Origin of the sequence: Candidatus Sulfidibacterium hydrothermale (genome assembly GCF_020149915.1) — a bacterium.
Lineage (GTDB): Bacteria > Bacteroidota > Bacteroidia > Bacteroidales > F082 > Sulfidibacterium > Sulfidibacterium hydrothermale.
On sequence record NZ_CP083760.1, the window covers coordinates 591,236 to 605,108 of the forward strand.

The window sequence follows — 13,873 nt, forward strand, 5'->3', positions numbered from 1 at the left end:
CATTTCTTGTTTTTTGGTGCATCTTTACATTGTGATTGAGGGTGGAGATCCTGAGTCACATCACTCGCAGACCGACAACAGGAATTGTTTCAGTTTGCGGAGAGATAAGCTGTAATTGTCCATTCAAAAAGCCCCGGTTTTGCCGGGGTTTTTTGTTTTCTCCCTGTTCCTTAACATTTAAATTGGAACACACCTTATTATCTCAAAGCCCGGATTGATCGTGGAACGCCTTTCATTTCCGAATATTTTCCCTTAAAAGTCAGTTTTAAAAATTTTATTACCTTTGCCCGCTTTTGAAAATTTTTTTCTATGAAAAATCAAAAAGAAATTGTTCTCATCACAGGAGCTACCAGCGGAATTGGTTTAGCCTGTGCCGAAACGTTTGCCGAAAACGGACATCCTTTAATTATTACAGGTCGCAGAGCCGATCGCCTACAAAATGTTCAGGATTCTCTTCAGAAAAAATACAAGGTTGAGGTACTTACACTGAATTTTGATGTGCGCGATAAAAAATTGGTGGAGGAATCGTTTGCCTCGTTGCCTGAGTCCTGGAAAAACATTGGTATTCTGATTAATAATGCTGGACTGGCTGTGGGATTTAATCCTATTCAGGAAGGCGTAATCGATGACTGGGAGCGGATGATCGATACCAACATTAAAGGGCTGTTATATGTAACACGGGCTATTCTTCCGGGAATGACCGAAAGGAAAAAAGGACATATCGTTAATATTGGTTCCATTGCAGGAAAAGAGGTTTATCCGAATGGAAATGTTTATTGTGCCACAAAATTTGCTGTGGACGCTTTAACCAAAGCGATCCGGATTGATGCGGTTCAGTACGGGATTAAAGTTACTCAGGTGGCTCCGGGTGCTGTTGAAACCGAATTTTCAATGGTCCGGTTTAAAGGGGATAAAGACAAAGCCGATGCCGTTTACAAAGGGTACGAACCTTTGCATCCTGAAGATATTGCTTCGGTGGTCTATTTTTCCACTACTTTGCCGCCGCATGTGAATCTTAATGATATGGTGATTATGCCTACGGCACAAGCCAGTGCTACGGTTTTCCACAAACAGTTGTAATTCTATCCTGTATTGGGACATTTTTGAACGAAAAGAAAAATCATGGAAATCAAACGTTTGTTCGATATACTTCCTTATTATGAATCTACTTTTAAACCCAAAGAAGATGTTATAGCCGGTAAAGAAAACGGGAAGTGGGTAAAATTTGATATTCAGACCATTCGCAAAATGGCGGATGAGATTAGTTACGGATTGTTGAAACTGGGAGTAAAAAAGGGTGATAAAATTGCTACCATTTCTCCTAACCGTCCTGAATGGAACATTATTGATATGGCCATATTACAAATTGGCGCGATTCATGTTCCAGTTTATCCGACCATTAGCGAAAAAGATTATCGTTATATTCTTACCCATTCAGAAGTGAAGTTTATTTTCGTTTCCGGTTGGGAGCTGTACCGCAAAATCAAACATATTGTTCCGAATATTGCGACAGTACAGGGAGTTTATACGTTCAAACATTTTGATGATGTCCCTCATTTGCAGGAGTTAATTAAACTGGGGCAGGAAAATCAGGTTCCGGAACAGCTGGAAGAAATTAAAGCCGGAATTGCCGAAAATGATGTGGCCACCATTATTTATACTTCAGGTACTACCGGTAACCCTAAAGGGGTGATGCTTTCGCACAAAAATATCCTGAGCAATGTGATGAACCTGTATCATATTTTTCCGGTAGACGAAACCTCGCGGGCCGTGAGTTATTTACCGCTTTGTCATGTTTATGAGCGGACCAATATTTACATTCTGCTTTATCTTGGGGTTTCTATTTATTATGCCGAAAATATGGGAACCATTGCCCAGAACATTCAGGAAATTAAGCCGCATTTGCTGACGACGGTTCCGCGGTTGCTGGAAAAGGTTTATGATAAAATCCTGGCTAAAGGAAGGATGCTTAAACCGGTACCACGCTGGTTGTTTTTTCAGGCAGTGGCACTGGGCGAACAGTTTGAATATGGCATTAAAAATCCGGTTTTTCATGCGCGCCGTAAATTCTTTGACAAGCTGATTTATGCCAAATGGCGCGAAGCGCTTGGCGGAAATATGCGGGTGGTTGTTTCAGGAGGGGCCGCTATTCAGCCCCGGCTGGTGAAAGTATTCAATACAGCTGGTATTCCTTTGCTTGAAGGATACGGCATGACGGAAACTTCTCCGGTGATCGCTGTGAACACGTTTGAACCGGGTAAAGCCAAAGTGGGGACAGTAGGAGCTCCGCTGAAAAATCTTCAGGTGAAAATCTCGGAAAGAGGTGAAATTCTGGTGAAAGGCGACAGTGTAATGGTTGGTTATTATAAAAATCCGGAATTGACCAAAGAAACGGTGGTAGACGGATGGATGCATACCGGCGACCGGGGTGTTCTGGATGAAAAAGGGTTGTTAAAAATTACCGGAAGGGTGAAAGAAATCTTTAAGACCTCCATGGGAAAATATATTTCGCCTCAGCTTATAGAAAATAAATTTAAAGAATCGCCTTTCATTGATCAGATGATTGTAATTGGTGAGAATCAGAAATTTGCTGCAGCGCTGATTGTTCCGGATTTTGAATACCTGAGAGGCTGGTGTAAAGAAAAAGGTATTGCATTTACTACCAACAGCGAGATGATCAAAAATCCGGAAGTCGTTGCCCGGTATAAAAAAGAAGTCAAAAATTATAATAAGCACTTTGGTGATACCGAGAAGATCAAGAAATTTGAACTGATTGATCACGAATGGACCATTGAAACCGGTGAAATTACGGCTAACCTGAAGTTGAAACGGGGATATATTCAGAATAAATATGCGGATGTGATAGACCGGATATTCAAAAATTAACGGACTAATCAAGAGCTTTAAAGAGCCATTCTTTTAATGGCCCGTACGATTTGGTTTCGGTGGCTCCCATCCCTTTACTTTTCATGTCAACAATCCGGAGTTCGGCAATAATTTGTTTGATTTTTTCCGGAGAAAATTGTTGTGCTGCTTTTTGATAATCCGAAACGAAAAAAGGAGATATTCCCAATTTGCCGGCAATGGTGTTTTTATCGAATTTACGGAATTGATGGTATAGTAAAATTTTCATAAAAAAGCTGTACAACAACACATTGACCATTTGTAACGGGTTCTGTTTCGGATTCGCTTCAAAGTATTCGATAATTCGTAATGCCCGGAAAACATCTCTCCGTCCCAATGCATTTTGCAGCTCAAAAACATTGAATTCTTTACTGATACCGATGTTTTTTTCAATCAGATCTTCCGTAATTTTTTCGCCAGGTTGAAGATTAATGGTGAGCTTGTTAATTTCGTTGGCAATGCGGGAAAGATCGGTTCCCAGAAATTCAGCCAGCATCATTTCTGATTTTGGCGTAATAGAGTACCCGAGGAAGTGGACTCTTTCAGAAATCCAGGCAGGAATTTTGTTGTCGTAAACCCGCTGCGATTCAAAAAGAACGACTTTATTAGATTTATTCAGGAGCTTGTATAATGCTTTTCGCTTATCTAATTTTTTGTATTTGTAGTTGATGACCAGAATGGTGGTGTCAAGCGGATTTTTAAAATATTCGATTAGCGGGTCGAACTGTTGAATGTTTTGGGCTTCTTTAACGATGACTACCTGATAATCTCCCATCATTGGAAATCTACGGGCCAGATCGGCTACATCGCGAGCCGATACATCCAGCCCGTAAACGATTGTTTGATTAAAAGCTTTGGAAGCTTCATCCAAAACATTGTTTTCGATGAAGGCAGTGAGTTCGTCAATGTAAAAAGGCTCTTCCCCGTAAAAAAAATAAACGGGACTGTAAATTTTCTTTTTTAAAGCATCGAATATTTGGCCAGCATTCAATGGTCTTAAAATCTAAGATGTTTTACGGTGAGTCCTTTGTTGATCAGTTGTTCCAGTGATTTAATTCCAATTTTGACATGCGTTTCCACAAACTGCTCATTGACTTTTTTGTCGCTTTCCGATGTCTTGATTCCTTCAGGGATCATGGGCTGATCGGTAACCAACAGCAAGGCTCCCGTAGGAATTTTATTGGCAAAGCCAACCGTGAAAATCGTAGCGGTTTCCATATCAATGGCCATACTGCGGGTTTTGCGTAACAATTTTTTAAATTTCTGGTCATGTTCCCACACCCTGCGGTTGGTGGTGAAAACAGTTCCTGTCCAGTAATCACGGGAGAAATCGCGGATGGTGGTAGAAATGGCTTTTTGGAGACTAAATGCCGGCAGGGCCGGAACTTTCGAAGGGAGATAATCGTTTGATGTTCCTTCTCCGCGAATGGCAGCAATGGGTAAAATTAAATCACCTACCGAGTTTTTCTTTTTCAGGCCACCGCATTTTCCGAGAAAAAGAACAGCTTTGGGTTCTACTGCCGAAAGTAGGTCCATAATGGTTGCTGCGTTGGCACTCCCAATTCCGAAATTAATCATGGTAATATCTCCTGAAGTGGCAGCCATCATCGGCCGGCTGCGGTCATGGATCTCTACTTGTCGCCATTGTGCGAAAAGTTCCAGATATTGGGTAAAGTTGGTCAGTAAAATATATTTTCCAAAATTTTCGAGTGGCATGCCGGTGTACCGGGGTAACCAGTCTTTAACGATGTCTTCTTTTGTCTTCATGATTTTCCTTTCGTACAAAAATAATTAAACCTTACCAATTGCCAGCTTTTTCTTTGTAAGAACCGGTATAAAAAAGCGTGTTTACAAAAAAAGCCCGGGAACACCGGGCTTTTTTATCAATTTCTTTCGGTTATTTTTCTTCAGCAGGCGGAAGAACACTCACGTAAGAACGGTTGTTTCTTCTTTTCCGGAATTCAACCACACCATCTCTTAAGGCAAAAAGTGTATGGTCTTTACCCATTCCCACGTTTAAACCCGGATGATGAACGGTTCCCCGCTGGCGTACAATAATATTTCCGGCATGTACATTCTGACCGCCGTAAATTTTTACTCCTAATCGTTTACTTTCTGATTCGCGTCCGTTATGGGAGCTACCCATTCCTTTTTTATGAGCCATTTTTTCAGTTTTTAGCGTTAAAAAGTAATTTTTTCAATCAAAATTTTACTTAAATCCTGACGGTGTCCGGTCTCTTTCTGGTATCCTTTTCTTCTTTTCTTTTTAAAGACCTTTACTTTGTCTCCTCTTACATGAGCAAGAATCTTTCCGTTTACTTTGGCACCTTCCACTACCGGAGTTCCTACGTTTACTTTTCCGTCCTGATCAACCAGTAAAACCTGGTCAAATTCCACTGCGGCACCTTCTTCACCATCAAGCCTGTGAACAAAAATCTCCTGACCTTGTTCAATCTTAAACTGTTGTCCAGCTATGTTAACAATTGCGTACATTCTGATTTGTCTTTTTTTACTGTCAAATTTTGGAGCTGCAAAAGTACTAAAAAAATCTAATTAACAAGAGAATGTTATTTATTTTTTGTAAAATATTTGTCCCCCACACCGGGTTTTTTTATAGTCGGTGTAGCATTTACCAGATAAACGCCTCCTAAAATCAGTGCCATCCAAAAGAAATAAATGGTGGAAAAGTGTTCTCCATCAATGAATCCCCACAAGATTGCGACAATCGGAATGACATAAGTAACCGAAGATGCAAAAACCGGACTGCTGAGTTTAATGAGTTTGTTGAAAGCAATGAGCGCAAGTCCGGTACCCACGATGGATAAAATTCCCAGATAAATCATTCCTGTCCATGCTTCCGGTTTGGTAACAAGTTTTTCGGGAATACGGGTAAAAAGTAAAATATATACCAAAACAGGAATGCCGATATAAAAGAAAGTCATAACGGTAATTTGCATGGAGTTGAGTCCGACAAAATATTTTTTTACCAGATTCACATTTATAGCATAACAAAGAGAAGCAATAACAACTAAAAATGCATACCAGAAATTACCACCCAGATGACCTCCGGATGCTGTAATCATTAAACCGGCAGCACCTGTCAGCCCGATGAATACGCCTAAAACATTGATGAATCGGGTTTTAAAGCCGAAGAAAGACAAACCGATCAACAAAGTAAAAAGCGGCGTTAAAGAATTTAAGGTGCCGGCCAGTCCACTTTCAATACGCGTTTCGGCAATGGCAAACAAAAGGGCGGGTATAACACTGCCAATAATTCCTGAAAGAAATAAAAGCCAAAAATAATTTCGATGAACGTTTTTCAGTTCGCGTAGAGCAAAAGGAAGCAGAAACAAAAAAGTGATAAAAACACGTAGCAATCCCACTTCCGTTCCGGAAAAATACAGCAATGACTTTTTAATGAGGATAAACGAACTGCCCCAGGTAAGCATTAAGCCAAAGAGAATGGCATACGATAACAATTGTTGTTGCTTATTCATTTCTGTTTTGTCCTGTGTTGAATCTGTCTTTCTGCTTGCCCCGGAGCAGCGCGTGCAAAAATAGTCATTCCGGACTAATCCTGTCTGTTTTGCGGGTTGGATTGCCGGAAAAGTCAGTTTCCGAACATTTTTATTAAATGGATATAAATGGTGGTGTCTTTGTGAAGAGGAAATTTTGCTTCTTCAAAAGAGGGAGGTCCCCAGCCGGGTCGTACATTGTTTGAAAAACCAAATTTTTCTTTGGGGATGCCAAGGAAATTTTTATCGCACTCCCGGTTTTTATTGGTATCGTGATATACGGCAACGGCATAGTCTTTTTCGGCCGGAAGTGTAAAGGTAAAGGTTACGGTATCTGTATTAACCGGAATTCTTTTTACCCGAAATTGTTTTCCCGTTTGTGGAAAATTTTCAGGGGTGTGGTAAATACCGGCTTCCATGATCCCTTTTTCCTGCATAATGCCCGAAACAATGATGGTTAATTTTGCTTGTTGAGCAATTATAGGAAAGGAAATGCCAAGAAAAAACAGAACAAAAAGGTTCCTGATCATGTGTTTCGAAATTGATGAATAGCAAAAATAAGGGTTTTTGGTGCAATTTTTTTGGGTTTTTTATGTAAGTGCCCGGGAAAAATTGAATGAAATAAACAGGTGATTCTTTGTTTTTTTTAGTGTAAAAAGACGCCTGTATCCCTTTTCAGCAAAGATTTTCGGAAAATTTAGCGTTTTATTCATAAACGCCAAAAACCGTTATGCAGAATACTGGTTTCAATCGTTTGCAAATTGATTTTTAATGTCCCAAAAACAGCTCTTGGCTTCTTGGTTTTGATTTCGCTATAGTGTTGTTTTTAAGCGGTTTGCGTGTATCTGTTAAATTTCGTTAAAAAACTTTATCTACTGTTAAATAAATTTCACCTAATTTTGTAGGAGCATGTACTGATTATTTGTTAACAGCAAAAAAAATAAACAGCGAAAGCCGCAACAATAAAAGAAAAGAGAACTTTTTTTTAGAGGTATTAAAAAGGGAAATTTTTTTAGGACGATCAATAGAAAAACAGTTAAATCAATCCAAATAATTTTTAATTAAAAAAACGTGTTATGCTAAAAAAGTTATTCAAAAGCGCTGCTTTGCTGGTGCTCCTCTTTTTTATGGGGGGAATATCAGCGGCAATGGCCCAGAGCGGGACAGTTCGGGGTACCATTGTGGATGCATCGGATGGTTCACCTTTGCCGGGTGCTACGGTTCAGGTGAAAGGGACAACCACCGGAACCGTTACCGACATGAACGGTAAATACAGCATCCAAGTAAATGGAAATGCCGTTTTGGTGTTTTCGTATGTGGGTTATCAATCCCAGGAAATAGCAGTAAAACCGAACACTGTAGTAAATGTTCGGTTAAAACCATCTGCTGCTAATCTGAATGAACTGGTGGTTATTGGTTACGGAACCGTAAAAAAGAAAGATGCTACCGGTTCGGTAACCGCCATCGGCTCTAAAAGTTTTAACAAAGGAGCAATTACTTCGCCTACCGACCTGTTGGCGGGGAAAGTGGCCGGTGTTCAAATTACCACCAACGGCGGAGCCCCCGGAAGCGGGACAACCATTCGTATTCGTGGCGGTTCGTCTCTTTCGGCCAGTAACGATCCTTTGATTGTTGTGGACGGTGTGCCTTTGGATAATTCCCAAACGGCCGGAATGCGTAATCCGCTTAACTCCATCAACCCGGAAGACATTGCTACCTTTACCGTATTAAAAGACGCTTCGGCTACCGCTATTTACGGTTCGCGGGCTTCTAACGGGGTAATTATTATTACCACTAAAAAAGGAAGAGTAGGACAGCCTTTGCGGGTAAATTATTCGGGAAAATTTTCGTTTTATACTACCCCTAACAAAGTCAGTGTGTTCGATACCCAAAGCTATAAATCGTTGGTTGAAGAGCGTTACGCTGGCCAGGATGATGTGCTGAAACTGCTCGGAAACAGCAGTACCAACTGGCAAGACGAGATTTTCCAGGATGCTTTCGGTATGGACCATTATGTAAGTGTAACCGGAGCTTACAAAACATTGCCTTATCGTGTTTCGGCCGGTTATTCCAATACAGACGGTATTTTAAAAACCGATAATCTGAAACGAACGACACTGGCAGCATCGTTAACGCCGACCTTATTTAAAGATCATTTAAAAATCACCTTTAATGTTAAAGGTACTTTTGTAAAGAATCATTTTGCTGACCAGGGAGCTATTGGCGCTGCCACGCAATTTGATCCTACCAAGCCGGTAAGATCCGATTCAACCTATACCGTTTATTTTAACCAACCGGACGGAACTCCTGATTCGATGACAACGAATTATGGTGGTTATTATACCTGGACACAGGCTAATGGCTCGCCGGTAAAACTGGCTACTACCAACCCTGTGGCTTTGTTGAATTTAACAGACAACAGTTCGGATGTAAGCGGGGTGATAGGAAACCTGAAACTGGATTATAAACTTCCTTTCTTCCCGGAAATGAGTGCTCACCTGAATTTGGCTTATGACCATTCAAAAAGTACCGGTGCTTACATTGTTCCGGAATATGCTTCCTGGACATTTGATCCGGTTCATGGTGGCGGAGTTTATAATAGTTATGAGCAGAAAAAGAAAAATGACCTGCTTGATTTTTATCTGAACTATGATAAAGATGTAAAAAGCATTCACAGTACCTTTAATGCCATGGTTGGATATTCATGGCAGCATTTCTGGAGAAGAGATTATTCTGAAAACGGAAACTATTCGCATACCTGGAATCTTGACACCATTGATCATCCTACCGAATATTATCTGGTTTCCTTTTTTGGAAGATTTAATTACGCATACAAAGACAAATATTTGTTGACTTTCACTTTGCGTGATGATGGTACTTCGCGGTTCTCACCGGATACCCGTTGGGGATTGTTCCCGTCAGTGGCACTTGCCTGGCGTATCAATGAAGAACCCTGGCTGAAAGATTCAAAAGTACTTTCGCAGTTGAAACTGAGATTGGGTTACGGAATTACCGGTCAGCAAAATATCAATCAGGGAAATTATCCCTACCTGCCGCGATATACGCTGAGCCAAAACAATGCAGCGTATCAGCTGGGTAATGTATTTTATCTGACCCTTCGTCCCGAAGGATACAATCCTAACATCAAATGGGAAGAAACCACTACTTATAATGCAGGTATTGATTATGGTTTTCTGGATGGCCGTATTTACGGTTCATTTGATTACTATTATCGTAAAACCAAAGACCTGTTGAACTTTATTCCGGTTCCGGCAGGTTCTAACCTGACAAACTATCTGCTGACTAATATTGGTGACCTTGAAAATAAAGGGGTTGAGTTTTCCATTAATGCCGTGGTAATTTCTAAAAAAGATCTTAGCTGGTCTGTGGGCTTTAATGCATCATCCAATTCCAATAAAATTACCAAATTAACAGCAACTAATAATCCTGATTATCTGGGAGTGGCTGTTGGCGGTATCTCCGGTGGTGTAGGTAACACGGTTCAGATCCACAGTGTGGGATATCCGGCTTATTCGTTTTATGTTTACCAGCAGGTATATGATGAGAACGGAAAACCCATTGAAGGACTGTATGTCGACCGGAACGGCGATGGCCAGATTACCGATGCTGACCGTTACCATTACGAAGATCCGGCTCCCAAATTTTATTTTGGAATTACTTCCAATTTGCGTTATAAAGACTGGACATTCTCTTTCTCCGGAAGAGCAAACTTCGGAAACTATGTATATAATAACGTAAGTTCCATGAACGGTGTTTACGACCGTTTGTATCGTCCTGAAGGACCTTATTTGAGCAACATCACTACAGATGTTACACAAACCGGATTTGTTGATCCGCAGTATTTATCGGATTATTACGTTCAAAACGCTTCTTTCTTCAGAATGGACAATATCTCATTGGGATATCAGTTTAAAAACCTGAACAAAAGCCAGAAAAACCCCATCAATCTGGGACTCTCTTTTACCATTAACAATGCTTTTGTGATTACCGACTATACCGGACTGGATCCGGAAGTGAGTAACGGGATTGACAACAACATTTATCCCCGTCCGACAACTTATGTTTTGGGTGTAAACCTGCAATTTTAACCGATAAAAATTAATGACTATGTACAGAATATATTATAAACTCATTTTATTGGCCGGACTGGTCTTTGTGCTGGCTTCCTGTACTAAAGACCTGGATACTGTGCCGCTTGACCCAAAGGTCGAGACCTCTGCTAATGTTTTTGATAATCCGGCCGCATATAAAGAAGCGTTGGCCAAAATTTATGCCGGACTGGCTGTTTCTGGTCAGGAAGGTCCTTCCGGAATGCCGGATATCAGCGGCATTGACGAAGGTTTTGGTCAGTATCTTCGCGGATTGTGGTATCTCGAAGAACTGCCTACCGACGAAGCTGTAATTTCGTGGAACGACCAAACGATTAAAGATTTTCATAATCAATCTTGGACTTCCAGTGACGTATTTATCAGTGCCTTTTATTACCGGATTTTTTACCAAATCGGGTTGTGTAATGAATTTTTACGCCAGACTACAGATGAAAAACTGAATGAACGCGGGGTGGATGATGCGCTGCGAGCCGACATCAAACACTATCGTGCTGAAGCCCGTTTTATGCGTGCACTGAGTTATTATCATGCGCTGGATGAATTCGGTAGTGTGCCTTTTGTTACCGAAAATGATCCGGTTGGCGCTTTCTTCCCGAAACAAATTTCACGTACTGATTTGTTTAACTACATTGAATCGGAGCTGAAAGCCATTGAACCCGATTTGATTGATGCTCGTCAAAATGAATACGGCCGCGCCGACAAGGCTGCCGATTGGACTCTTTTGGCTAAACTTTATCTGAATGCTAAAGTCTTTACCGGTCAGGAAAGAAATACCGATTGTATCACTTACTGTAAAAAGGTAATTGATGCGGGTTATTCACTGGATCCGGAATATGCCAATCTCTTTTTGGCCGATAATAATGTAAATAACCCCGAAGTGATTTTCTCCATTAATTTTGACGGAGTACACACCAAAACCTGGGGTGGAACCACATTCATTATTCATGCCGCTGTTGGCGGAAATATGAATCCGGCTGATTACGGTATTGACGGCGGTTGGGCCGGAACCCGTACAACCAGTGCTTTGGTAGAAAAATTCGGAACAAGTGTTGCTCCCATTATTTCTCCCAAACAATTGAAAGAAACCAGAGCAACTTATCCTGTATTACATGTTCCGGGTTCATACCAGGGATGGGATCCGGGAAACGACAGTACGGTAGTTGCTTCTGTTAACAGCGATGGAAATTACGAAGGCTATCTCTATTTTAAAGATGCCGGTACTGAGTTTAAATTTGTGCAGGGAACAACCTGGACAGATCCTAACTGGGGTGATGACGGTGCTGACGGTACATTGGATCCGGGTGGAGCCAATATTAAAGTTGCCGATGCCGGTTATTATAAAATTGATGTGGATATGAACAATCTTACTTATACCGCGGTTAAAACCACGTGGGGAGTAATTGGTGATGCCACACCCGGCGGCTGGACTACTGATCAGGATATGACTTTTGATCCCAGCACCGGAACTTGGAGTGTTACTGTTGATTTGGTGAAAGGTTCACTTAAATTCCGCGCCAATCATGACTGGACCATAAACTATGGTGATAATGGTGCTGATGGTATTCTTGATGCCGGTGGAGACAATATTCAGATTCCTGAAGCAGGGACTTATGTTATTACCCTGAAACTCGGTGTTCCTGACTATACCTATTCCATTGTAAGAAAAGCTTTTGACCATCGTGCCATGTTCTTTACCGATGGCCAGAGCCTTGAAATTAATGATGTGGGTAAATTTACCGATGGTTATGCCGTAACGAAGTTTAAAAATATTACTTCCACTGGTCAGCCGGGTTCTGATCCTACTTTTGTGGATACCGATTTCCCCTTGTTCCGTTTAGCTGATGTTTATCTGATGTATGCTGAAGCGGTAGTTAGAGGAGGTTCCGGTGGTGATATAACCACAGCGGTTAATTATATCAATAAACTTCGCGAAAGAGCTTATGGTGACAATTCGGGTGATATTACAGCAGATCAGCTGACTCTTCCCTTTATCCTGGATGAAAGAGCCCGTGAGTTGTACTGGGAAGCTCAGAGAAGAACCGATTTGATCCGTTTTGGTGAATTCACGGGTGGAAATTATTTGTGGCCATGGAAAGGCGGAGTAAAAGAAGGTACGGCTACGGATAGCCATTATGACCTTTACCCCATTCCGGCTTCGGATATTACTGCCAATCCTACATTAGTTCAAAATCCTGGTTATTAATTCGCTAAAAATTGAATCCAATGAAAAAAATATCAATATTTATTTTACTTCTCGTTACTTCTTTCGGGTTTTATTCCTGTGAAAAGTCGGGAACAGAAGTTATCCTTGATCCGGCGAATGTTACAGCTCCTCAGCTGGAAAGTCCGGCTGAAGGTACTTCCCTCGTTTTCACTAAAGAAAACAGCGACAGTACGATCCTCTTCACCTGGTCATCGGCCCAATACGGTTTTAGTGCCGCTGTAGATTATTATGTACAGGTCGATAAACAGGGAAATGACTTTAAAAAAGCTTTGACTGTTGGTCACGTTAAAAGCAAAGACAGCCTTCAGGTAATTGTTAATGATCTGAATAATCAAATCTTGTTGCTGGAAACCGATCCGGATGTACCGGATCCGGTAGATGCTGCTTTTCGTGTGATTGCCATTGTGAACAGCCATGTAGATACGGTTTTCTCAAAAACAGTGAATATGACCATTACGCCGTTTTATATTCCGATCGTTTACCCGCAACTGTATGTTCCGGGTGCTTATCAGGGATGGAATCCGGCAACAGCAGATTCTATTGGTTCGCTGAACAGTGACGGAAATTATGAAGGTTATATTTACATGGAAGCAACTACGGTGCCCATTGAATTTAAATTTACCAGTGCCCGCGATTGGTCACACATTAATTATGGTGATGGCGGTACTCCTGGTACATTAAGTACGGATGGCGGTGCCGGAAATCTGAAAGTACCTGAATCGGGATATTATAAGTTTAATGTGAATACCAATGATCTGACCTGGAGTTATCTGAAAACAACCTGGGCAGTGATTGGTGATGCTACCCCGGGCGGTTGGACAACGGACACCCCCATGACTTATGATCCGGATACGCACGAATGGAAAGTGACGATGGACTTGACCGTAGGAGAACTGAAATTCCGTGCCAATGGTTCGTGGGATTTGAATTATGGTAGCAATGATAATAATGGCCGGCTGGATCAGAACGGAAAAAATATTCAAGTTTCTGTTGCCGGTAATTACACGATTATCCTGAACCTTGACCATACGGTTTATAAGTATAGTCTGATAAAAAATTAAATTCCTATTTAATTTGGTTAGGAATTAATTGTTAACTGA

The 13,873-nt window shown here is 41.2% G+C and carries 11 protein-coding genes and 1 pseudogene; 6 read left to right on the top strand and 6 right to left on the bottom strand.

The window, feature by feature from the left end; genetic code table 11:
• Nucleotides 1–309 precede the first annotated feature (309 nt).
• Nucleotides 310–1,080: an SDR family oxidoreductase gene (locus LA303_RS02285; protein WP_240526319.1), complete on the top strand. Its 771-nt coding sequence runs from the start codon at nt 310–312 to the stop codon at nt 1,078–1,080.
• A 42-nt stretch (nt 1,081–1,122) separates the two neighbouring features.
• The gene (locus tag LA303_RS02290) at nt 1,123–2,886 is read left to right on the top strand and encodes an AMP-dependent synthetase/ligase (RefSeq protein ID WP_240526320.1); all 1,764 of its coding nucleotides are present in this window, start codon (nt 1,123–1,125) and stop codon (nt 2,884–2,886) included.
• A gap of 4 nt (nt 2,887–2,890) precedes the next feature.
• Here the strand turns inward: LA303_RS02290 and holA are convergent, their stop codons facing one another.
• From holA to LA303_RS02320, 6 genes are all read right to left on the bottom strand, one after another.
• A complete protein-coding gene (holA, locus tag LA303_RS02295; protein WP_240526321.1) occupies nt 2,891–3,895 on the bottom strand; it encodes a DNA polymerase III subunit delta in 1,005 nt (334 codons plus the stop codon).
• Nucleotides 3,896–3,900: 5 nt separating this feature from the next.
• The gene (locus tag LA303_RS02300; RefSeq protein WP_240526322.1) at nt 3,901–4,671 is read right to left on the bottom strand and encodes an AMP nucleosidase; all 771 of its coding nucleotides are present in this window, start codon (nt 4,669–4,671) and stop codon (nt 3,901–3,903) included.
• 130 nt (nt 4,672–4,801) lie between these two features.
• Nucleotides 4,802–5,068 (bottom strand): 50S ribosomal protein L27, encoded by a 267-nt coding sequence (gene rpmA / locus LA303_RS02305; protein ID WP_240526323.1) that lies wholly within the window; start codon nt 5,066–5,068, stop codon nt 4,802–4,804.
• A gap of 17 nt (nt 5,069–5,085) precedes the next feature.
• Nucleotides 5,086–5,397: a 50S ribosomal protein L21 gene (gene rplU / locus LA303_RS02310; RefSeq protein WP_240526324.1), complete on the bottom strand. Its 312-nt coding sequence runs from the start codon at nt 5,395–5,397 to the stop codon at nt 5,086–5,088.
• Between the two features lie 74 nt (nt 5,398–5,471).
• Nucleotides 5,472–6,401 (bottom strand): DMT family transporter, encoded by a 930-nt coding sequence (locus LA303_RS02315; protein ID WP_240526325.1) that lies wholly within the window; start codon nt 6,399–6,401, stop codon nt 5,472–5,474.
• 113 nt (nt 6,402–6,514) lie between these two features.
• A complete protein-coding gene (locus tag LA303_RS02320) occupies nt 6,515–6,949 on the bottom strand; it encodes a DUF2141 domain-containing protein (protein WP_240526326.1) in 435 nt (144 codons plus the stop codon).
• Nucleotides 6,950–7,495: 546 nt separating this feature from the next.
• Here LA303_RS02320 and LA303_RS02325 point away from each other — a divergent pair.
• The 4 genes and pseudogenes from LA303_RS02325 (at nt 7,496) to LA303_RS02335 (ending at nt 13,834) form a co-directional block, all read left to right on the top strand.
• Nucleotides 7,496–10,528 (top strand): SusC/RagA family TonB-linked outer membrane protein, encoded by a 3,033-nt coding sequence (locus LA303_RS02325; RefSeq protein WP_240526327.1) that lies wholly within the window; start codon nt 7,496–7,498, stop codon nt 10,526–10,528.
• Between the two features lie 223 nt (nt 10,529–10,751).
• A pseudogene (locus LA303_RS13570) lies at nt 10,752–11,276 on the top strand (RagB/SusD family nutrient uptake outer membrane protein); the annotation flags it as partial.
• 627 nt (nt 11,277–11,903) lie between these two features.
• Nucleotides 11,904–12,752, top strand: coding sequence for a RagB/SusD family nutrient uptake outer membrane protein (locus LA303_RS13575; RefSeq protein ID WP_394371581.1), 849 nt, complete (start codon nt 11,904–11,906; stop codon nt 12,750–12,752).
• 20 nt (nt 12,753–12,772) lie between these two features.
• Nucleotides 12,773–13,834, top strand: coding sequence for a SusE domain-containing protein (locus LA303_RS02335; protein WP_240526329.1), 1,062 nt, complete (start codon nt 12,773–12,775; stop codon nt 13,832–13,834).
• The last annotated feature ends 39 nt before the right edge of the window (nt 13,835–13,873 follow it).